Here is a 19,367-nt window from a genome sequence, read left to right as displayed (position 1 = left end):
GATATGAGCACAACGACACAAACAATGGAAATAGCTAAAACAATACTTGAACAAATTCAATATGCGGACCGTTCAGCACTGATGGCTTGGGGAGCATTAAATTTCGCAGCAATTGGAGAAAGTGAAGAATACCAAGGTGGCTTAACTTTTCAAGTGAATGGTCTTACTCATCAAGGATGGGTTAAAGTTTGCCTAAGATGGGCCGATGACTATACAATTGTGTTTATTAATAAAAAACGGGAAACTGTCAAAACATTCGAAAGAGCCTATTGTGATATGCTCGTTCCAGTTATCGATTGGGTGGAAGGGAAGTAATTCCTTTTTTTTGATTTCTCCGTTTTAGAATTAGACCATAGTTCTTTTCTAAAGCAAAAATCTAAGATATAACCAAGCAAAACCAGCAATAATGTTTTAAAATAATTTGGACTCTAAAACTAAAACAAAATTAACTCTAAATACCCAATAATATGATTTACTACTTCTATTCTCGCACGTCAACGATTTTTCAGAATTCTGCAAGGCAAATAGGGTCCTTTAAAGCACATGAAGGTTTTGACCCTTCAAGATTGTTTGTAGAAAGGATACAAGGAAATATTCCATTTATGGAAAGACCCGAAGCAGTCAAAATGTTCGATATTATAACAAACCAATCTGAAAGATGCACGGTGGTTGTAGATTCCACAGATAGACTGGGAAGAAATTTATTAGATATTTTAAATACTATATCTGTCTTTAAAAAAAATCACATCAATCTGAAATCACTTAAAGAAGGTTTTTCGACATTTTTGGATAATGGTGAAGAAAACCCAATGGCTAATTTAGTTATTTCGGTGATGGGTAGCATCGGTGAGATGAGTCGGAACCAAATAAAATCCCGTTCTATGGAAGGAATTCGCATAGCACAGGCACTTGGAAAATTTAGCGGTAGAAAGACTGGTGCCGTACAAAGTGATGAGAAGTTATTGGAACGTCACCAAACCGTACTAAAGAAATTACAAAAAGGACTGACTATTCGTGAAATTTCTGAAATCACGGGTGCATCCAGTACTACAATTATTAAAGTTAAAAAAGTTATGGTTAATAGAAAGATGATTTGATTGTACTTTAGAAAAATAAAGCTAATTAAAATAAATCTCTAAATTATCGTAAAAATTAACTAATGATTCCATAAAAGGAATGTTGTAAAATTTCAAATCAACACTATTTTTTATTTTTTTGGTAGTTGTATTAATAATTAAACAGCAATTTTCTTCATCAAAGTACAATGAATCTATGCGATTTTCTTCCAATTTGGGATTTAGAGAAAAAATAATTAATTTTTTTCTGTGTTCTTTAAATATAAGGAAGAAATCGTTATTTTTTTTAACCATTGCGATGCCATAACTAATACTTTCGTCAATCGAATCATTATAAAGAATTAGGTACTCCAAATTTTCAATAAACTCTGATTCAATATTTTTATTAAATGAGTCTATTTCGGAAGTTGAGATTTCCTCAAAAAAACTAACTCCTACCAACTCTTCTGAAAATACATCTACAATAAGTTCTTTTACAATACTGTTTCTATCATTTTGAAATACTTCGGCATCAAAAACTGGCTGTATAATCCAATTACCATCGATATCAATCCAACCATATTTGTTTTTTAGTGTAGCTCTTGAATAATTTAAATCATCTATTGCTTCCAATCTATCATATATAGGTTCAACATTCCAAATGCCTTTAGTATTTAAAATTCCCCATTTTAAGTTTTCCGATTGTGCAATTACATATCCGTTTTTATTAAAATTACCGATATAATTTAAAACTGGCTCAAGTAACATTTCACCTTTTAAATCTATAATTCCAATCTTATTATTAATCAACACCTTAGCTAAATTATTGAAAAGATAAACATCACGTTTTTCACTAAATATAGGTTTTACAATCAAATTGTTTTTTAGATTAATATTTTCCCATTTGTCCAGCAATAATGTTCTAACTTTTTGATAGTCATCAAATGGAATAACAGAATCGTATAAAGGTTCAATTATCCATTCTCCATTTTTATTAATAACCCCAGATTTATGTTTAATTTCTGCAATAGCTAAATCGTTAATATCAAAATGATATAGAAAATCAAATTTTGGTTCTATTATCCAATTTCCTTCAAAATTTATCAATCCATATTTTTCATTAAGACAAACAATAAAACTTTTTCCGTCTTGAAATGTACAATTGGAAAATTTAGGCTGTATAGCCCATTTGCCTTGTCGATTTATAACTCCCCATTTTGAATCAATACATACACATGAAAACTCATAGTGATTGAAAGGAAAAACAATATCATAAATTGGATAAATTATCCAATCTCCTTTACGATTAATGTACCCAACTTTTTCTTCTAATTTGACTTTTGCATACCCTTTTGAGTCAAATCCATCAATGGAATCAAAATTTAAATTAATTAATAATTCCCCTTTTATATTTATGCATCCAAATTTATTTTTTAATCCTACTATAATGAATCCTTCTTCATCTAAATCCCCCATTATATCATACGAAAGTGGAATAATAATTTCAGAACCAATATTTAGTATTCCATACTTGTTTTCTTTCTCAACACAAAAATGATTTTTGTGTTTGAATTCTGATATTGAATCATAAATCGGCTCAATTAAATATTCACTTTTAAAATTTATTAAGCCATATTTTTCTTCTAATCGTACTAAAACATTTTCATCCATTAATGATAATTCCTCGAAATTAGGTTTTATAACTATGTTATTATTTGAATCAATAATGCCAGTTCTGTAATTATCAGAAAAGCAATAATAATCTTTGCTATTTAATTTATATAGGATTTGATATATTGGTGAAATAACCCAATCACCATTTTGGTTTATCAAACCATATTTTAATCCTTCATTTTGTTTTATAGATGCAACAAAATTGCATTTCAAATTGTCTGGCATGATTCTAATTTTAGAATTTAAATTCAATAAATATATTAGATTTATTGAATTTAATAGGTAATATTTTTAAACATTTGCATAAGGGAATGTTTAACAATAATTTAAACTTAACAATGAATGTAATTGAAATTCAAAATTTGATTAATCAAATCGGAAATCTTGAGATAAAATTTAATGAAAATAAGCAAGAATGTCTTGTGAATGGAGAAAATATATTTAAAATAAATAAAAATATATTTGAAGTCATAAGAGATGAGTATCGTCAAAAATTGACGACCCAATTAAATCAAAAAAGCGACAGTAACTTGCTTGTAGTTTTTTTAGATGAAATTTCAAATTTCATACAAAATCTCAATAGTAGTTATCATAGTTACCGTATTAAATTATCAGAATCAAAGTATAAAAATATAAATTGTGAATTAGGAAAAATTTTCATCAAAATTTGCCAAATAATAGATTTTAAAATTGGTATTCTAGAAGAAATGAAAAATGATTTGGAAACCAAACTAAAATATTTTGAGTATAAATTAGAGAGTGATTTTAACCAAGACCATTTACAAAATAGCTCGAGAATTGAAATAGAAGAAGTAGAGCTAGATTTAAAAGGGTTGCCCAAACTAAACGTATCTGAAAGATATAAGCTTCTGAAATTATTAAATATAGTTGAAATCTTTAAAAATTTAGAAATAGAAAAGAAATCAAAATTTAAGCTTTTGGCATTAACTATGGGAATAAGCTTAGATAATGCAAGACATCTGCTTTCTGATTCCTATAAAATCACTTCTGAATCCGAAAATAAATCATTGGATAATTTTTTAGCGAAAGAAAATATAAAGTTATAGTTCTATTAATAAGTATGTTATGATTTTTATTTAAAAATGGGTCAGTTTCAATTTTGACCCATGAATTGACCCAAAGCATCTTTGCATCGTTGAGTAAGGAACAGTATTACAAACAGTAATCGAAAAGTTTCTTTTAGTACTAACTAATAAAATGATGTATATGATTTACAATAACACTACTTAGGTTTTTAAGCCCAGAATTCTAGTAATCGATAGATATTAGAGTTATCACACAACACTTTCCTAATCTGGAAAGCAGAATCACAAAAAAAAATTAAAACAAAAAATCTATTCAAACATGGACAGGAAAAGAACTGCCCAAACTTAAAATTTGTAACTATGAAAAATTCAATAAAAACAACAGATAATGATTTCCAATTAATCAGTGTAGTAATCCCAAGTTTAAACGGAAACTATGGCAAGCTTTTATTCCTAACTGGTGAGGAATATGATAAACTTAAAAAAACTTCCAAATCAAATTCTGGAAAGTGTGAGAGTATATATGCATTATATGCCGAGTCAAACATGTATCATGACATATTAACAAGCGGAACGGGAGGATTGAATAGAGCACAATTTGATGAATTGTTGAAAAATGGATACAATTCAAAAATACAAATGGGGAGAAATGGAGTTGAATTAAAACAAGTAGTTTAATAAACTAATCGAATCGTCTTTTCAATTCTGAAAAGATATAACAACAAATTTTATAGGAAGATTTTATTGCCCATCAACTGGGTAGTCGACTTCTTGTGCCTTAATTAATAAATAAAAAACATGGCTGAAAATAGTAAAATAGAATGGACTCATCACACAGCAAATTTATGGTGGGGTTGTACAAAAGTGCATGCGGGCTGCGATAACTGTTATGCATCAGCTTTAGCTAAACGATACGGCAAAGACGTTTGGGGCAACGACAAACCAAGAAGATTAATACAGAATGTTTGGAACGAAATCGAGAAATATCAAAAACAGGCAGAAGCTGCTGGGGAAATCCATAGAGTTTTTGTCGGTTCAATGATGGACATTTTTGAAAAACCGATGCCACTAGTGGACCACAAAGGAATTTCATATAGTGAAGCAGAGAGCGAATTTTGGAATACGGGACAATTGAGAGATAAGTTTTTTAATGAAGTGGTTCCCAATTCGCCAAATCTAATGTTCCTGTTGCTCAGTAAGAGGCCATCAAACATTAACAAATACATTCCAGAAAGCTGGAAGAAAAATCCACCAAAGAATGTAATGTTTGGAACATCACCAGTGAACCAAGAAACTGCTGATAAATTGATTGTTCAACTTTCGAAAGTTAATGGTCTAAGGTTTCTTTCTGTCGAGCCTCAATTAGATAAAATAGACATGATGGCTAAGGTTGAGGGCAAAGAAAGAGTCTTGTTAGATTTAGTTGATTGGGTTATAAGTGGTGGTGAAAGCGGTCACGGGAAAAGACCTTTTGATTGTGACTGGGCCAGATTGATTAGAGATGATTGTAAAACTAAAGGAGTCCCATTTTTTTTTAAACAGATTGATAAGATTAAAGTAATTCCAGATGACTTAATGATTAGAGAATTTCCAATAAATAAACAAAAATAAATAATTTAAAAACAAACAAAAATGAAAACAAAAACGAAAAAATTAAAATCAGTAACAGTTGAAGAACTAAGAAAGATTAATGAAAATTCAATCAAAGCTAACTTTAATAGAACTTTTAATATTGATGATTTAATCAATGAAGGCATCTTAGATAACGTACCTCATTTTGCCTATCCAATACAACTGGGGATGTATCATAAAAACAAAGATGGAAGTATGGCTATAAGAGTTTACATAAATACAAATGACGGAATTAATTCATTAATAATGGATATGACTGTCGGGGATTATGAAAACTTATTTAAAATGAAATTTAAAGTAGTTGCATAGTCAAAATACATTTTATATGATTTTAAACCACCTTGATTATCAATTTCATATATGCAATAAATAGAGAATCCTCTTTGATTCTCTAAATAAAACAAAACGACTTTCCAAGTTTGGGAAGAAGTAAATCAAATAAAAAACTAAAATTTAAGCAGCTCATTTTATGTGAGCCTAGGTTTCTAGTGAATATTATTAACATTAAAAAATAAAAAAAATGAAAAAAGAAATTTTCAAAAAAGTAGAAGATTCAATTGAAAATCTAAAAAAACTAGAAAATAGAACAGAATTTAATATCTGGTATTTTAATAATTTTGGTTTAAACATTAAAAATATGGATAATTATCATGAAGCACTGAAATCAGTTGGTATTGATATAAATGATTTTCCAATTTTAATGTCATTCACACTAAAAGGTTTTAATAATACTTTAAAAAAGCTAAAGGATGAAAGTGTTATATAATCTTTATTGAATTTAACTGCCAATAAATTTTGAATGGAACCAGCGAAAGTGGGGGTGGAAAGTTGGGGTCTATAGCTTTTCTTTCAGTGGATTGGACAACTGTAAAAGGAATTGAGTGAACTGCTCCGCAAGGCTGAGAATGTTCTTATTTAAAAGGGTTTTTCGTTGATTTTGTTCTTCTAAAGACCCTTCTAAATAAATTTAGTTGAATTGGTTTTGTTTAGAAGATTATCAGTTGATATTATCTTTTATAAAACTATAATTTAACAATGGTATTCAAGTTGCTTCACAATTATTCTAGTTGAGATTATTCTTTTAATTTTTCTAATTATTGAAATATGAAATTTAATAAATAGAAAAATTTATAAGTTACAAATTTTCAAAAAGGAGAATAGGTTTCTATTTTCAATTTAGGTTTTCTTTTTCAATTTAGATAAAAGTATTATAGTATAGTAATAATGGTATAATTCGGTAATGACTTCAACCAAAACATCCTTGATAAAAGACAATTCATCTCAACCAAAAGACAAAATGAAATTAAAAACACAATTTATCCCCTACTAAAAAGTAATTGATATTATTATTAGAAAAGAGGAATAATCTACAACTATGACAAAAAAATAAATTCATATAAAATGAAAAAACAAGAAACAAAAGGAAATAAAACCAGCTATTCTGATGTGTTATATTGGTCCATGTCACCAATGTCAAAAGATAAAAAATACCACATAACTAGGGTGCATGAATCCGTACTAAGGAAACTCATTCATTACGATAAAAGCAATATAAAAATAACCTATTCAAACAAATGGATAAGCAAACATACATTTTTGGATATAACTCAAATTGAGAAATCGATACCACATTTGGAAAAAAAAGATTATATCAACTGTATAACCTTTTCTAAAAAAAATAAAAATGGTGAGTTGATAAAAAGAAGAATTATAAATATCAACTGGAATTTTATCCAAGAAGTTCTTTCTGAAGTGCCAAAGATGGAATTCATTGAAAAAGAAACCGATTTTTTTGAACAGATATCAAATGAAAGTGATGGTATTATCGAAGTTAACCAAGAAGATAATCTTAAAAAAGAGTCTGTTGAAAAAGGTGTGGAAACCACTTCAACCAATATAGATTTTAATGTACATGAATACTTAACCAAAAGAAAATTAGAATTTGCAAAACAATTAATTTCAGATGATTCAGAATTTGAAGCCTTATATACTGTAGATAAAAAGGCATTGGACAAATTCTTTTATTACAATGAGAATATATGGGAAATAAAAACTCTTGAGTTTGACAATGAAGACCTTTTGGAAAACATTCATGGAGTTAACTTGAGTTATTCTGGACTAGGGACACAATTAAAACTTTTTACAATAGACAAAAACGATGCAGTTACAGATTCATTTCAACTTAACTGTTACGACTTAAATGAATACCTTAAAATCAAAAAAATAAAGTTTGGAGATGTGACACTTGATAATTATGAAACGTTAAAACAATTTGAAAAGAAACAGCTTAATATCTAAAAAATAATAATAAAATCTGTTCCAATTTGATAAAATGCACACGATTATAGATAGCAATAAATACAAAGTAACAAATGCACTCAACACTAAAAAACAGAATGTATCTCAGTAATTTATCTAATCTGATAAATAGAAAAGATAAAAGAAGTATTCGCACTTGGTGTATAAAAAGCCATTTGCCGATATATAGAAATTCATCTGGAGAATTTGTAAATGAATTTGAATTTGAACTAGCTTATAATATGCCTTTGATAAAAGAATTAAAACTAAAACATGGTGATAGTTGGATTGAATATTATGAGGCATATAATAAAGGTGAGCTACATAAAATGTTGGATTTGAGTACAACAAATACAATTAAAGAAAAAACAGGCTATGTCCCAAAAGGCAAATTATCCTCAAAATTATTTGGCGGGTCACTTAAATAAATTACACTCGCATTAAATCTAAATTATAAACTATGAAAATATTGAAATATAAAAAATTTACTGGTTTGCATGTGGTCTGTAAGAAATGCAACAAACTAATTGAGGTTTCACAAGATACATATAAAGGCTGTAAACACCCGTTTGATAGACAGAAGTACAAAGCAATATTTAGACAAGATGGAAGTCGCAAAACGAGGGATTTGAAGGCATTGGAATATGATGAAGCGATTAAGGAACTACTTGATTTCAAACATGAATTGTCAAATCCAATTCTTTTCGTTTCTAAGGCTCCTAAAGTTGAAGTAAAAATGGAACTACTTAAGGACAATATCATGATGTTTGCCGATTGGCTTGAAAATGTTGATGTTCCAAGGCATCAGCAAAGACCCCGTACAAGTGGCTATATAACAACGACAGTTCAGTATATTGTAAGATTTAGTAAGTTTCTAGAAGATAATAAGTTTGACCTCAATAAGTTTACAATTTATGATTTAAATGATGCTATAGTTGGGAAATACTATGATTATTTAGATGAGACTTGCAAGAAGGCATCTACCCATAATCACAACACTAAGGCATTAAAGAATTTTAATAATTTTTTAATTAACCATAAAGGCTTCAATCTTCAAAATTATTTCGGAAAAATAAAATTGAAGTATGAAAGCATGAACCCAACTAGCATTAAGGATGATGATTTTAAAAAATTATTAGGAGTGATATCAGGTGAGAACTCTATTGAAATACATCCGAATGGACGAAGAAAAAACATGTACAGACCTTATACTAGAGACGCAATTGAATTAGTAGCCTATACAGGCATGAGGATTGAGGAAACGATGGTTTTAAAGTTCTCCGATATTGTTCTAGATAATGATGGAAATATTCAACATTTAGTTGGTACAGATTTGAAATTTGAAAGAGCTCATAATTGGAATAATACCAAAGAGCCTAAAAAAGTAATGATTCCAACCTCAATTGAGTTAGAAAACTTACTGAATAGATTGGAGTATAAGAAATATTTAGGTGCTGATAAATATTTGATTGCTGATGATTATAATATTTCTAGAAAAACTCTGAAGACTCAGGTAAGCCATTCGTTTACCTTTTTTAGAAAGAAAGCGGGACTATCTGACGATTTTAGCATTAAGCATTTGCGAAAAACATTTTTAACCAAATTGCATACTCAGACTGGTTTTATTGAATCTTTGGGATATCAAAGGTCTGTAAAAGTGACGTTAAACAATTATATTGATAAGGTTCAGGTTGTAAAGGAAATTAATAAAATGGGGTTTGGGTATTTTAATGACTAATATTCATGTTTAAATAATAACTTAAAAAGTTTGAATCAATAACTGAAACGTTTGAAAAAACTACATGATATAAAGTGTTTTGAATAGTAATTTTCATAAATTCGTTTTTTTGAAAGAAAAACCAAGATTTTGCACAATGTTAGTTGTTAAATTTAACAACTATTAACCTAGTTTGGATGTCTATTTTGCTGAGTTTTGAGGCATTTTATTTTAATCTAACTCCAGTTGAAAATTATAAAAATGGGAATACTACTAAAGCAAGTAAGAGTACACGGATTTAGAGGATTGGATAATATTGAAATTGATTTTGAAGCTACAACGGTTCTTGTAGGCACAAATAATGCAGGGAAAACAACTCTTTTAAAAGCGATACAACTGGCATTGTCTAATTCGTTTCAAATTACTGATGATGATTTTTTCTATTCCGAAGCTATTAATAGAAATAAAATAATTGTTGACTTACTGTTTATTAGTGTAGATATAGATGGTAATCAACAGGCTGAATTTGAAGATAGTTGGGCTACAGTTTTTACGGAGAATAGGATTAGTTTTGATTCTAGTGGTAGTCAGATACTAGCTTTTAGAACTGTAATAGACGAAAATCTAATCAGAAAAACGTTTAAAAAAAAGCAATTTGTTATTGATGAATGGGTTGAATTCAAAAATGAAAATGATGAATATTGGTATCAAAAAAATTATGAAACTTCTTTAAGTTTTTATTTCGACGAGATTCCATTTTTCTACTTAGACGCAAATAGAGATATCTTAGAGGACCTGAAGTCAAAAACTTCATTTCTTGGTAAAATCCTGTCATCTATAAACTATGACGATGGTGATAAAGCATTAATTGAGGAACTTATAAAAGAGCTAAATGAAGAGACAATTGGCAGGAGTGATGTCTTAACAAATCTTCATAGTACATTGCAAGAATTGGATACCGCAATGGATAATCCTAACAATACAGTAAATATCACACCATTTACAAAAAAGTTGAGAGACCTAAATAAAGGAATTAACATTAATTATTCTCAATTTTCTATGGAATACCACGGAATGGGGACTCGAAGTTGGTCTTCCTTGTTAATTCTAAAGGCATTCATTTTGCAGAACATGAAATTAGCTCAGGATAGTCAAGTCGCTTATTATCCTATAATTGCAACTGAAGAGCCTGAATCACATTTGCATCCAAACGCTCAAAAAAAGCTATATTCCCAAATTAATAATATTGTTGGGCAAAAAATTGTAGCTACTCATTCTAGCTATATTGCTGGAAGTGCCAAATTAAAGGAAATAAGAAGTATTTGTAAAACATTAAATAATATATCCATAGGAAAGTTTATTGAAGCAGATTTCACCTCCGAAGATATTAGAAAAATACATCGTCAGGTTATAAACACTAGGGGTGAATTATTTTTTTCAAAATTAGTTATCCTATCTGAAGGAGAAACTGAAGAACAAGCTCTGCCAATAACAATTAAACGATACTTCAATAAGGGAACAATTGAATTGGGAGTTGATTTTATCGGAGTTAATGGTTCGGGTAATTACTTACCCTTTATAAGGTTTTTCGAAGCGTTTAATATACCATATCTAATTTTTAGCGATAATGAAATCGAAGCAAACGAAACTGTGACCATTCAGATTAGTAAATCTAAAGCTAATGATATGAATAAAGTAGTTTTTTTAAATCAAGGAAATGATTTCGAAAAAGAACTTTGCGATAATGGGTATTTGGAAGAAGTAAAGAATGCATACTATAGCTTAATTCTTTCTGATTGCGCCAATGAAAGACACAGAGAAGCAAAAACACGTGAATTAGACCAAATTCCTAATGAAAATTATTATGGCTTGGTTATAAGATTAAAAACACAATTTGCTCCATTGATTGGATATGAGTTGTATAAGTCTGAAAAAGAATTGCCTGCTAAAATAACTGAGTTGTTTGAAAAAGTTAATTTAATAATAAACCCAACAATCAATGTCTCAAATTAATTTATCACCAAATCAAAAGAATATCGTAGGCTTAAACGAAGGGGCTTACTTAGTTTTAGCGAGTGCAGGTAGTGGTAAAACGAGAGTTTTAACCGAAAGGATAAAACGTTTATCTGAAACTGTAGATGGTAAAATATTAGCAATTACATTTACTAATAAGGCTGCGGCTGAAATTAGAGATAGACTAGGTGCGTCAGATAATATCAACAAAAGAGTCTTTGTTGGTACTTTCCATAGTTTTTGTCAATCCATACTTGAATTAAGATTTAAGCTTTTGGGGTATAATAGAATGCCCCATATTTTTGAAGATGATTCTGATAGATTAGAATTAATTAAACAAGCAATCAAATCTGTTCCTTTTTTTACAGAGATATACGATAATTTAGAAGCAAAGAAAAAAAACGAATACACTTATAATGCATTACAATTTATTTCAGAGGTAAAACGAGAACTTATTTCAGCAGAAGAATTAGCAGAAAGTGGAGAGAACATAGAATATCAGTATTTATTCGAAACATATCAAGACTTGTTAAAATCCAATAATGCTATCGATTTTGATGATATAATAAAGCTGGTTTATGAACTTTTCACAAATAATGAGTCAGTTGCAAATTTATATCGTAAAGCATACTCTTTTGTATGTATTGATGAATGTCAGGATTTAAATAAACTTCAATATTTTCTTTTGAAGTCATTATGTGGTAACATGATTAAAAATGTTATGATGGTTGGTGACCCAAATCAAGCAATTTATGGTTTTAACGGTTCTGCATCATCATTTATGCAAGAAGATTTTGTGGCAGATTTCAACGCTCAAAAAATTTCACTTGATGAAAATTATCGTTGCTCAAAATCTGTGATTGAAGCTTCAAATGTTTTAATGGAACTAAAAGTTGAAGCAATTAACTACGTGATTAAAGGAGCTTTTCAAATTCAGCCTGCTGATACAGAAATTGATGAAGCTAAACTGGTAATAAATGGAATCAAAAAATCAGTTAATTTAAAATTCCACAATGATATTGAGGGTGAAATTACATACGATAAAATTTCTGTTTTAGGTAGAAATAAATTTGTATTCAAAGATGTTGAAAAACTACTTATAGAAGAAGATATACCTTATTACTTCAAATCTGGAAATATAGGAATTAAATTTAGTTCGGCTTCAATGAAGATTTTTGATTTATACTTTCGAGTTAAAATTAATCCTCTTGATAAACTTCATCAAAAGAAACTAGAAGACATTTTGAAAGTAAATGACGTATTTAATTCTAATGAACTTCAAACTTCTAAATTTCCAATTTCCATAAACATTAAGGAAATAGTAACTGAGACTTCAATTGAGAACCTTCATTTGAAGGTTGAAGCATTAAAAAAACTATTTACTGAAGTAATAGGTGATGATGATGAGAAGAAGCTAACTTTAGATGAATTGAACGATTTTTCAAACCAATTGATTCAATATAAAAAACAAAATCTAAAACCCTCGTTAGATGGTTTCAAATCCGCAATAGCTTTAGGCTTAACAAATAATTCGAGTAATAAAGATTTAGGTGTTTGTTTAAGCACTGTGCATACGATGAAAGGGCAAGAAAGCGAAATTGTTTTTTTAATAGGTATGGATGATGGGACATTTCCAGATTTTAGGGCGGTAAACAAAGGAGGCGAAGAGTTGCAACAAGAAAAGAACAATACATATGTGGCTTTTACTAGAGCTAAAAGATTTTTATATGTTACATATCCAAAAAACAGATTAATGCCTTGGGGAGACTATAAAGCACGAACAATTTCAAGATTTTTAAAGCCTTTGATTTAAGTTCAATGCTTATTAAAAAGTAAAATTTTTTATTATTTAGCATGAATTTTCAATCAAAATTATAGTACAATAAATGAACAGATTTTATACGCCATTTGATATAATTTGGGCTAAAAACGTAACCAATTCTGAGGTAGGAAATGCTTATATGGAACTAGAATGCGAGGAAGAATTTCCTTTGCATTTTCCGAATCATCATAAAGGGAATGTTTTAAGTCCTAAAATCGGAGAAATAATTGCTATACATCAGAATATAAATGGGCAAAAGTGTTTTACCCATTTAGTTGCACCTATTGATAATATTCTCATCGAAGAAAACAGAGAAAATTTTAAATATGGACGTAAGGTAAAAGTGATAGCAAAAACTGAGATATTAACAGCTATTCCAGTCTCAATTACATTGTGGAAAAAAGTTAATTTTCAAGGTATTAGTCAAGGTAATGCTTGCGAAATAGGAAATATTTCTAATGTTGAAAATTACGATATTTTACTTCAAGATTTATGGAATAAATTTATTCCCTATTTCACAAAGGATTTTATATCCGCAACCCGATTTACAGAGAATATAGAAAATGAAATCGACAATTCGGACACTGAAATTTCAGTAATTGAGGGTAGACTAAGATTAGTAACACATTTTGCTAGAGAAAGAGATAGGAGTATCGTCAGAGAAAAAAAGCTGTTAGCCTTGCACAGTGGATTGTTAAAATGTGAAATATGTACTTTTTCATTTATTCAAAAATTCGGCATAGAGTTCATTGAGTGTCATCATAAAACCCCAATTTCACAATCGGGAGTAACGGAAACTAAATTGAAAGATTTGGCTTTAGTATGTGCAAATTGTCATAGAATGTTACACAAGCAATTTGATGGATATTTTTTATCTATAAAAGAACTTAGACAAAAAATTAATATGACATGATTAAATCGATTGGTGAGGAAATTGGCGGAGGGGCTAATTCAAAAATTTTTGAAGCTGAATTAGTTGGTTCTAATACGAAAATTGTTTTGAAAGAATTCTATATGTCAAATGATTATAGAATTAATGGCACGGTCGAAAAATTTGAAAAAATCCGTAGTAAGCATTTTCCGAAGTTGAATTTTTTACAAAAACTAACTTTTCAAAACAAGAATTATCTAGCAACTGAACACATTAACTTAAAAGATGATTTTATATATGTATGTTCAAATTCTATTCATAATAGTAGGAATACAAGTATTTGTAAAGCTGAAAGTCAAAGACGTGAGAATAAATTGGATGAAATTTTAGATTTTGAAAATTTCCTTAATGAAGTTTTGAGAGATTTAAAGAGGATAACTTTTGATAATATAAGTCTATATTTTGACTGCTATTTTTTTGGAACTTATTTAAGAAGTGAAAGCACAATTTCATACAAAATAGTGGATTTAGATAACATCGAGTTTTGGGACAAATATGAGTCGGATAATTTCATCAACAATAAATCAAATTTCAAAGATGCAATTATAGGATTTGTAAATTGCTTTGTAAATGACAAATATATTAATAAACACTTAAAAATAATTGAGAAAGTTTTAAAATAATTTGAAAATTCATTTTTCAGTAATTCTACATTAGACTTCACATTGTTGGAGAATTTTAACATATTTTAAAAAAAAAATATTTTGGATAATGAAATGGCAAGAATATCAAGAGGCGGTAGGCGTTTTATATGAGCAAATGTCTGAAATGGGAACTGTAAAGAAAAACATAACAATTCCTGATAGAGTCACAGGTCAAGCAAGGCAAGTAGATGTTTGGTGGGAATTTAGTTTAGGAAACCATACAATAAAAATTCTGATTGATGCCAAATTGAGAAAATCTAAACTTGATGTTAAAGATGTTGAAGAAATTTTAGCACTTGCAAAATCTGTAAAGGCTGATAAGGCAGTAATTGTAACAAATAATGAATGGACGATGCCAGCTGAATTATTTGCTAATCATGAAGGATTGGATTTCCTAATATTGACTATTGATGAAGCAACTGATTTAATTGTTGACGGAAAATGGTTAATGTGTCATGATTGTGAAAAAGATTGTGTTGTAATGGATTCTGATGGAGCCGTAGTCATTGATGAGAAAGCACATTGGTGGATTGGAGGTAATTGTAGGAGTTGTAAAACGCTTCACATAATTTGTCAATCTTGTGGAGCAAAAGGTATGGCAAAATTGGGTGAAAGTTGGGATTGTATTTGTGATTTTGAATGGAAAAACACAATAAAAGGATATGAGTTTAGTATAGTTCAAGAGAACCATGAAATAACATTTGACGACCCAAATCAACAAAAAATTAATTTCACTGATGATAATTTATAAAAGTATTGAGAGGGCTCTATTAAACTCAAAATTTACTAAAAGTACACTCTAAAAGAGCACTTAGATAAAATAAAAAAGCCTCACATTGCTGTAAGGCTTGATTTTACTGGTGGAGAATACGAGATTCGAACTCGTCACCTCTTGCCTGCCAGGCAAGCACTCTAGCCAAATGAGCTAATCCCCCAAATTATACGGCAAATATAACATATAAATTTTCCAAAAAGCAAATTTCAAAATACAAATCCATTCTATTTTAAAAAAAGTCAAATCCTGCTTTACTTTTTTTAACTTTACATCAAAATCCCCGCTATGGCATCAGAAAACCCAACAGGCTCACTCTTCACAACTATTGACAATAAAATTGCAACCGTTACATTTGGTCATCCTTCAAGTAATTCTTTTCCCAGAGAATTGTTAGACCGACTCACCACTGAATTCAATAATTTAAGTGCCGATCCTACTGTTTCGGTGATAGTTATACAAAGTGAAGGCTCAGGTGCTTTCTGTGCGGGTGCTTCATTTGATGAACTTTTGGCTGTTTCCAATGAATCAGAAGGAACCGAGTTCTTTTCTGGATTTGCCCATTTAATCAATGCAATGCGTTTGTGTTCCAAGCTTATCGTGGGGCGCATTCACGGAAAAGCAGTTGGTGGCGGCGTAGGAATTGCTTCCGCTTGTGATTATGCATTGGCTACAAAAAATGCATCAATAAAATTATCAGAATTGGCTATCGGAATTGGTCCCTTTGTAATAGAACCTGTCGTTTCGAAGAAAATCGGAAAAACGGCAATGGCCGAAATGACGCTGGCAGCTCACGAATGGAAAACTGCTGATTGGGCCGTAGCCAAAGGATTGTATGCTAATACTTTTGAAACCATCGAAGCGTTGGATGCCGCAATAGCTAATTTTAGCGCTAAATTATCCAGTTATAATCCTGAAGCATTAGCCGAAATGAAAAAAGTGTTGTGGGATGGTGCCCAAGAATGGAAAACACTTTTGTTAGAGAGAGCCGCTATTTCTGGAAGATTGGTGTTATCTGATTTTACCAAAAAAGCATTATTACAATTTAAAAAATAGTTCGTTATGAAAATTCTGATGCTTGTTCAACGAGTAAACATTGAAGAAAAACTAAAAAATGCAACAGACAGCAATTATCAAATAGGGATTGTTATTGGATCCTTTATTCCTTTTGTTGTTTTACTTGCTTTGGCTTACTGGATGTACACCAGTGCAAAAAAAAGAGACAAAGACCTATAATTATTATTAAATTTGCATCAAAATTAAACTTCGATGAGCAATATCAGAATTACAAAACAATTTAGTTTCGAAACTGGACACGCCTTGTACGGCTACGACGGGAAATGTAAAAATGTTCACGGACATAGTTATAAATTGTCAGTAACGGTAATTGGAACTCCAATAACAGATCGTTTCAATGTGAAATTTGGAATGGTGATTGACTTCACAGATTTAAAGAATATTGTGAAAGAAGAAATTGTTGATCAATTTGACCATGCGACAGTTTTTAACGGAACAACGCCGCATATCGAATTGGCAAACGAATTAATGACCCGCGGACACCACGTTATTTTGGTAGAGTACCAACCAACAAGCGAAAATATGGTCGTTGATTTTTCTCAAAGAATCATCAGCCGATTACCGGAGGGAATCTCTCTTTTTTCCTTAAAATTACAAGAAACTGATTCTTCTTTCGCCGAATGGTTTGCCAGCGATAATATGAAATCCATTCTGTAACTCCATGCAATTACCCAATAACAAAAAAATATATTTTGCCTCCGATCAGCATTTTGGTGCACCAACACCGGAATTAAGTCTTCCTAGAGAACAAAAATTCGTAGCGTGGCTCGACGAGGTAAAAGACGACGCGGAAGCTATTTTTCTACTGGGTGATTTATTTGATTTTTGGTTCGAATACAAAACCGTAATCCCAAAAGGGTTTATTCGTATTTTAGGCAAACTCGCCGAAATCCGAGACTCAGGTATTCCTATTTATTTCTTTGTGGGAAATCATGATTTGTGGATGGAAGATTATTTCCAGAAAGAACTTAATATTCCTGTGTTTCATGTCAATCAAGAATATACTTTTGGAGATAAAACATTCCTAATTGGCCACGGTGACGGAAAAGGTCCCGGCGATTTAGGATACAAACGCATGAAAAAGATATTTACAAATCCGTTTTTTAAATGGCTTTTTAGATGGCTTCATCCGGATATTGGCGTGAAACTGGCGCAATACCTTTCGGTGAAAAACAAACTGATTTCTGGCGATGAAGATGTGACCTTTCTTGGCGAAGACAATGAATGGCTGATTCTCTATTCCAAAAGAAAACTGGAAACCAAACACTACAATTACCTTATTTTTGGGCATCGTCATTTGCCAATGAAAGTTACTGTGGGTGAAAATGCTGAATATGTGAATCTAGGCGATTGGATTACGTATTTTACCTATGGTGTTTTTGATGGTGAAAATTTTGAGATTAAAAAGTATTAATAAATTTTAATTGGTTCTTTTCCATTCCTTCCTTTTTTGTTTCGACTGTGTAAAAAAACTTACAAATATGCTAGTGGTTATCCATTAGCGTCTTCTTTTTGTATATATTTGATTTAGATGTTCTTGTTAGACGTTTAAATGAGTAATTGGCAATCTAAACAATATGAATAGAAAAATAACAATGTTTTTAATTGTCTTATGCTTAGGATGTAATCATCCAGAAGACAAAATAATTATTGCAGAAAATATTGAGAATGATGCATTAGGTTATATTACAAAGCTAGTTATGTTAAGAGATAGCAGTTATGTTTTGTCATTCATTCCTGTTAATGCGACCATAGCAGAACCACATATTTATGCTGACAAATATTCTATTAAAAAAGACACCATTTATTTTCTACGTGATAAACAAATAAAAAAGGCGATTTTAAAAAATGGTTATATTGAATTTTTAGATGACCAGTTTAAAATTAAATTAAAAGGGAATCTAACCTCAAAAAACTCTGGTAGTGAATTAAAAAATTATAAAGATTTTTCTTTTTTTACGTATAATAAAAATTTTGAAAATATATTTAAAAAAGGCAATAGCGCTGATTTAAATATTGAGGATTTAGAAAAAATAATTTTATTAATTCAGAATCAAATTAAAAAATCTAAATATTTTTATCGGCATTCTGACCAAAATGAATATTTCAAACAATGTATTTCAATTATGAATGAGAATAACGAGAAAGAAGTATGGGTTAATTGTGTAGCAAAAAACAGTAATTATAGTTTTGATAGGTGGCAGACCAAGATTATAAAAGTGCATGATGGAGGAGATTCATATTTTAACATGAAAATAAATCTGTCTACTGGAAAAGTTTATGCTTTTTCAGTAAATGGACAAGGTTAATTTTTTCATCTTTAGTAAGTATCCACTTCGTGTATGTCTAAAAAAAACTCCAATCCCTAATTCATTCCCGCACCATGCAAATATTCATCCAGATTTATTTTAAACAAAGTCCCTTCCACTAAGTCTTTTACGGCATTTAATTCTTCCATGGAAACGGCCAAATCAATTTGAGAACATGGCGTTTTCAGTAAAATTTGTGGCATTTGTTTTTCAGTTCACAATCGTCGCAGCATTTATTTTGATTGTAGCTGTCCTCAATACAGCGTTTAAATAGTTGCAATTCCTGATGGGTAAAATAAAATCCCATTTCTCGAAAAACCAGTTGAACTTTGTTCAATATAAGGCCATTATCCTTTCTCCAGTAAAAAGCCGTGCCT

Annotated in this window: 22 protein-coding genes and 1 tRNA gene; 20 read left to right on the top strand and 3 right to left on the bottom strand. The window is 30.1% G+C overall.

From position 1 onward, the window contains the following. Window positions 1-3 precede the first annotated feature (3 nt). Both ACP7AQ_RS08665 and ACP7AQ_RS08660 read left to right on the top strand, forming a co-directional pair. Entirely contained in the window at window positions 4-315 is a 312-nt protein-coding gene (locus ACP7AQ_RS08665; protein WP_426095169.1) for a hypothetical protein, read from the top strand. 152 nt (window positions 316-467) lie between these two features. Then, window positions 468-1,097 carry a recombinase family protein gene (locus ACP7AQ_RS08660; protein WP_426095168.1) on the top strand — a complete coding sequence of 210 codons (630 nt, stop codon included), beginning with the start codon at window positions 468-470 and terminating at the stop codon, window positions 1,095-1,097. 21 nt (window positions 1,098-1,118) lie between these two features. On the opposite strand, the gene ACP7AQ_RS08655 is transcribed toward ACP7AQ_RS08660, so the two are convergent. Then, window positions 1,119-2,954, bottom strand: coding sequence for a WG repeat-containing protein (locus ACP7AQ_RS08655; protein ID WP_426095167.1), 1,836 nt, complete (start codon window positions 2,952-2,954; stop codon window positions 1,119-1,121). Between the two features lie 113 nt (window positions 2,955-3,067). Between ACP7AQ_RS08655 and ACP7AQ_RS08650 the strand changes: the two genes are divergently transcribed. From ACP7AQ_RS08650 to ACP7AQ_RS08590, 13 genes are all read left to right on the top strand, one after another. After that, window positions 3,068-3,796: a hypothetical protein gene (locus ACP7AQ_RS08650; RefSeq protein WP_426095166.1), complete on the top strand. Its 729-nt coding sequence runs from the start codon at window positions 3,068-3,070 to the stop codon at window positions 3,794-3,796. Between the two features lie 339 nt (window positions 3,797-4,135). Next, complete coding sequence (locus ACP7AQ_RS08645) at window positions 4,136-4,453, top strand: hypothetical protein (RefSeq protein ID WP_426095165.1); 318 nt, start codon at window positions 4,136-4,138, stop codon at window positions 4,451-4,453. Between the two features lie 120 nt (window positions 4,454-4,573). After that, window positions 4,574-5,386 carry a DUF5131 family protein gene (locus ACP7AQ_RS08640; protein WP_426095164.1) on the top strand — a complete coding sequence of 271 codons (813 nt, stop codon included), beginning with the start codon at window positions 4,574-4,576 and terminating at the stop codon, window positions 5,384-5,386. A 21-nt stretch (window positions 5,387-5,407) separates the two neighbouring features. Continuing rightward, a complete protein-coding gene (locus ACP7AQ_RS08635; RefSeq protein WP_426095163.1) occupies window positions 5,408-5,716 on the top strand; it encodes a hypothetical protein in 309 nt (102 codons plus the stop codon). A 211-nt stretch (window positions 5,717-5,927) separates the two neighbouring features. Next, on the top strand, window positions 5,928-6,173 hold the full coding sequence (locus ACP7AQ_RS08630) for a hypothetical protein (protein WP_426095162.1): 246 nt from the start codon (window positions 5,928-5,930) through the stop codon (window positions 6,171-6,173). 635 nt (window positions 6,174-6,808) lie between these two features. Then, window positions 6,809-7,705 (top strand): hypothetical protein, encoded by an 897-nt coding sequence (locus ACP7AQ_RS08625; protein WP_426095161.1) that lies wholly within the window; start codon window positions 6,809-6,811, stop codon window positions 7,703-7,705. 74 nt (window positions 7,706-7,779) lie between these two features. Next, the gene (locus ACP7AQ_RS08620; RefSeq protein ID WP_426095160.1) at window positions 7,780-8,133 is read left to right on the top strand and encodes a hypothetical protein; all 354 of its coding nucleotides are present in this window, start codon (window positions 7,780-7,782) and stop codon (window positions 8,131-8,133) included. 32 nt (window positions 8,134-8,165) lie between these two features. Beyond that, on the top strand, window positions 8,166-9,443 hold the full coding sequence (locus ACP7AQ_RS08615) for a tyrosine-type recombinase/integrase (protein ID WP_426095159.1): 1,278 nt from the start codon (window positions 8,166-8,168) through the stop codon (window positions 9,441-9,443). 240 nt (window positions 9,444-9,683) lie between these two features. Continuing rightward, a complete protein-coding gene (locus ACP7AQ_RS08610; RefSeq protein WP_426095158.1) occupies window positions 9,684-11,435 on the top strand; it encodes an AAA family ATPase in 1,752 nt (583 codons plus the stop codon). Then, a complete protein-coding gene (locus tag ACP7AQ_RS08605) occupies window positions 11,422-13,248 on the top strand; it encodes an ATP-dependent helicase (RefSeq protein WP_426095157.1) in 1,827 nt (608 codons plus the stop codon). The genes ACP7AQ_RS08610 and ACP7AQ_RS08605 overlap by 14 nt, the downstream gene beginning before the upstream one ends. Window positions 13,249-13,321: 73 nt before the next feature. Further along, on the top strand, window positions 13,322-14,170 hold the full coding sequence (locus tag ACP7AQ_RS08600; protein ID WP_426095156.1) for an HNH endonuclease: 849 nt from the start codon (window positions 13,322-13,324) through the stop codon (window positions 14,168-14,170). After that, on the top strand, window positions 14,167-14,811 hold the full coding sequence (locus ACP7AQ_RS08595; protein WP_426095155.1) for a hypothetical protein: 645 nt from the start codon (window positions 14,167-14,169) through the stop codon (window positions 14,809-14,811). Before ACP7AQ_RS08600 ends, ACP7AQ_RS08595 begins: the two co-directional genes overlap by 4 nt. Window positions 14,812-14,899: 88 nt before the next feature. Further along, window positions 14,900-15,583: a restriction endonuclease gene (locus ACP7AQ_RS08590; protein WP_426095154.1), complete on the top strand. Its 684-nt coding sequence runs from the start codon at window positions 14,900-14,902 to the stop codon at window positions 15,581-15,583. Between the two features lie 107 nt (window positions 15,584-15,690). Here the strand turns inward: ACP7AQ_RS08590 and ACP7AQ_RS08585 are convergent. Continuing rightward, window positions 15,691-15,767 (bottom strand) — tRNA-Ala (locus ACP7AQ_RS08585). A 125-nt stretch (window positions 15,768-15,892) separates the two neighbouring features. Between ACP7AQ_RS08585 and ACP7AQ_RS08580 the strand changes: the two genes are divergently transcribed. The 5 genes from ACP7AQ_RS08580 (at window position 15,893) to ACP7AQ_RS08560 (ending at window position 18,990) form a co-directional block, all read left to right on the top strand. Next, complete coding sequence (locus ACP7AQ_RS08580) at window positions 15,893-16,660, top strand: enoyl-CoA hydratase/isomerase family protein (RefSeq protein ID WP_426095153.1); 768 nt, start codon at window positions 15,893-15,895, stop codon at window positions 16,658-16,660. Window positions 16,661-16,666: 6 nt separating this feature from the next. Continuing rightward, window positions 16,667-16,840, top strand: coding sequence for a hypothetical protein (locus ACP7AQ_RS08575; RefSeq protein ID WP_426095152.1), 174 nt, complete (start codon window positions 16,667-16,669; stop codon window positions 16,838-16,840). A 33-nt stretch (window positions 16,841-16,873) separates the two neighbouring features. Beyond that, a complete protein-coding gene (locus ACP7AQ_RS08570; protein ID WP_426095151.1) occupies window positions 16,874-17,338 on the top strand; it encodes a 6-pyruvoyl trahydropterin synthase family protein in 465 nt (154 codons plus the stop codon). Between the two features lie 4 nt (window positions 17,339-17,342). After that, window positions 17,343-18,095: a UDP-2,3-diacylglucosamine diphosphatase gene (locus tag ACP7AQ_RS08565; RefSeq protein ID WP_426095150.1), complete on the top strand. Its 753-nt coding sequence runs from the start codon at window positions 17,343-17,345 to the stop codon at window positions 18,093-18,095. 163 nt (window positions 18,096-18,258) lie between these two features. Beyond that, window positions 18,259-18,990 (top strand): hypothetical protein, encoded by a 732-nt coding sequence (locus ACP7AQ_RS08560; RefSeq protein ID WP_426095149.1) that lies wholly within the window; start codon window positions 18,259-18,261, stop codon window positions 18,988-18,990. 56 nt (window positions 18,991-19,046) lie between these two features. Here the strand turns inward: ACP7AQ_RS08560 and ACP7AQ_RS08555 are convergent, their stop codons facing one another. Further along, complete coding sequence (locus tag ACP7AQ_RS08555; protein ID WP_426095148.1) at window positions 19,047-19,193, bottom strand: hypothetical protein; 147 nt, start codon at window positions 19,191-19,193, stop codon at window positions 19,047-19,049. Window positions 19,194-19,367 lie beyond the last annotated feature (174 nt).

The organism is Flavobacterium sp. DSR2-3-3, from assembly GCF_049896585.1.
Classification (GTDB): Bacteria; Bacteroidota; Bacteroidia; order Flavobacteriales; family Flavobacteriaceae; genus Flavobacterium.
The sequence above is the reverse complement of the archived record's forward strand: the minus strand, read 5'-3'. Positions and strand labels throughout refer to the sequence as shown.

Excerpts from the sequence above, each read along its gene's own strand:
- ACP7AQ_RS08665 (WP_426095169.1), top strand. The coding sequence starts at position 4 with ATGAGCACAACGACACAAACAATGGAAATAGCTAAAACAATACTTGAA.
- ACP7AQ_RS08660 (WP_426095168.1), top strand. The coding sequence starts at position 468 with ATGATTTACTACTTCTATTCTCGCACGTCAACGATTTTTCAGAATTCT.
- ACP7AQ_RS08655 (WP_426095167.1), bottom strand. The coding sequence starts at position 2,954 with ATGCCAGACAATTTGAAATGCAATTTTGTTGCATCTATAAAACAAAAT.
- ACP7AQ_RS08650 (WP_426095166.1), top strand. The coding sequence starts at position 3,068 with ATGAATGTAATTGAAATTCAAAATTTGATTAATCAAATCGGAAATCTT.
- ACP7AQ_RS08645 (WP_426095165.1), top strand. The coding sequence starts at position 4,136 with ATGAAAAATTCAATAAAAACAACAGATAATGATTTCCAATTAATCAGT.
- ACP7AQ_RS08640 (WP_426095164.1), top strand. The coding sequence starts at position 4,574 with ATGGCTGAAAATAGTAAAATAGAATGGACTCATCACACAGCAAATTTA.
- ACP7AQ_RS08635 (WP_426095163.1), top strand. The coding sequence starts at position 5,408 with ATGAAAACAAAAACGAAAAAATTAAAATCAGTAACAGTTGAAGAACTA.
- ACP7AQ_RS08630 (WP_426095162.1), top strand. The coding sequence starts at position 5,928 with ATGAAAAAAGAAATTTTCAAAAAAGTAGAAGATTCAATTGAAAATCTA.
- ACP7AQ_RS08625 (WP_426095161.1), top strand. The coding sequence starts at position 6,809 with ATGAAAAAACAAGAAACAAAAGGAAATAAAACCAGCTATTCTGATGTG.
- ACP7AQ_RS08620 (WP_426095160.1), top strand. The coding sequence starts at position 7,780 with ATGCACTCAACACTAAAAAACAGAATGTATCTCAGTAATTTATCTAAT.
- ACP7AQ_RS08615 (WP_426095159.1), top strand. The coding sequence starts at position 8,166 with ATGAAAATATTGAAATATAAAAAATTTACTGGTTTGCATGTGGTCTGT.
- ACP7AQ_RS08610 (WP_426095158.1), top strand. The coding sequence starts at position 9,684 with ATGGGAATACTACTAAAGCAAGTAAGAGTACACGGATTTAGAGGATTG.
- ACP7AQ_RS08605 (WP_426095157.1), top strand. The coding sequence starts at position 11,422 with ATGTCTCAAATTAATTTATCACCAAATCAAAAGAATATCGTAGGCTTA.
- ACP7AQ_RS08600 (WP_426095156.1), top strand. The coding sequence starts at position 13,322 with ATGAACAGATTTTATACGCCATTTGATATAATTTGGGCTAAAAACGTA.
- ACP7AQ_RS08595 (WP_426095155.1), top strand. The coding sequence starts at position 14,167 with ATGATTAAATCGATTGGTGAGGAAATTGGCGGAGGGGCTAATTCAAAA.
- ACP7AQ_RS08590 (WP_426095154.1), top strand. The coding sequence starts at position 14,900 with ATGAAATGGCAAGAATATCAAGAGGCGGTAGGCGTTTTATATGAGCAA.
- ACP7AQ_RS08580 (WP_426095153.1), top strand. The coding sequence starts at position 15,893 with ATGGCATCAGAAAACCCAACAGGCTCACTCTTCACAACTATTGACAAT.
- ACP7AQ_RS08575 (WP_426095152.1), top strand. The coding sequence starts at position 16,667 with ATGAAAATTCTGATGCTTGTTCAACGAGTAAACATTGAAGAAAAACTA.
- ACP7AQ_RS08570 (WP_426095151.1), top strand. The coding sequence starts at position 16,874 with ATGAGCAATATCAGAATTACAAAACAATTTAGTTTCGAAACTGGACAC.
- ACP7AQ_RS08565 (WP_426095150.1), top strand. The coding sequence starts at position 17,343 with ATGCAATTACCCAATAACAAAAAAATATATTTTGCCTCCGATCAGCAT.
- ACP7AQ_RS08560 (WP_426095149.1), top strand. The coding sequence starts at position 18,259 with ATGAATAGAAAAATAACAATGTTTTTAATTGTCTTATGCTTAGGATGT.
- ACP7AQ_RS08555 (WP_426095148.1), bottom strand. The coding sequence starts at position 19,193 with ATGCCACAAATTTTACTGAAAACGCCATGTTCTCAAATTGATTTGGCC.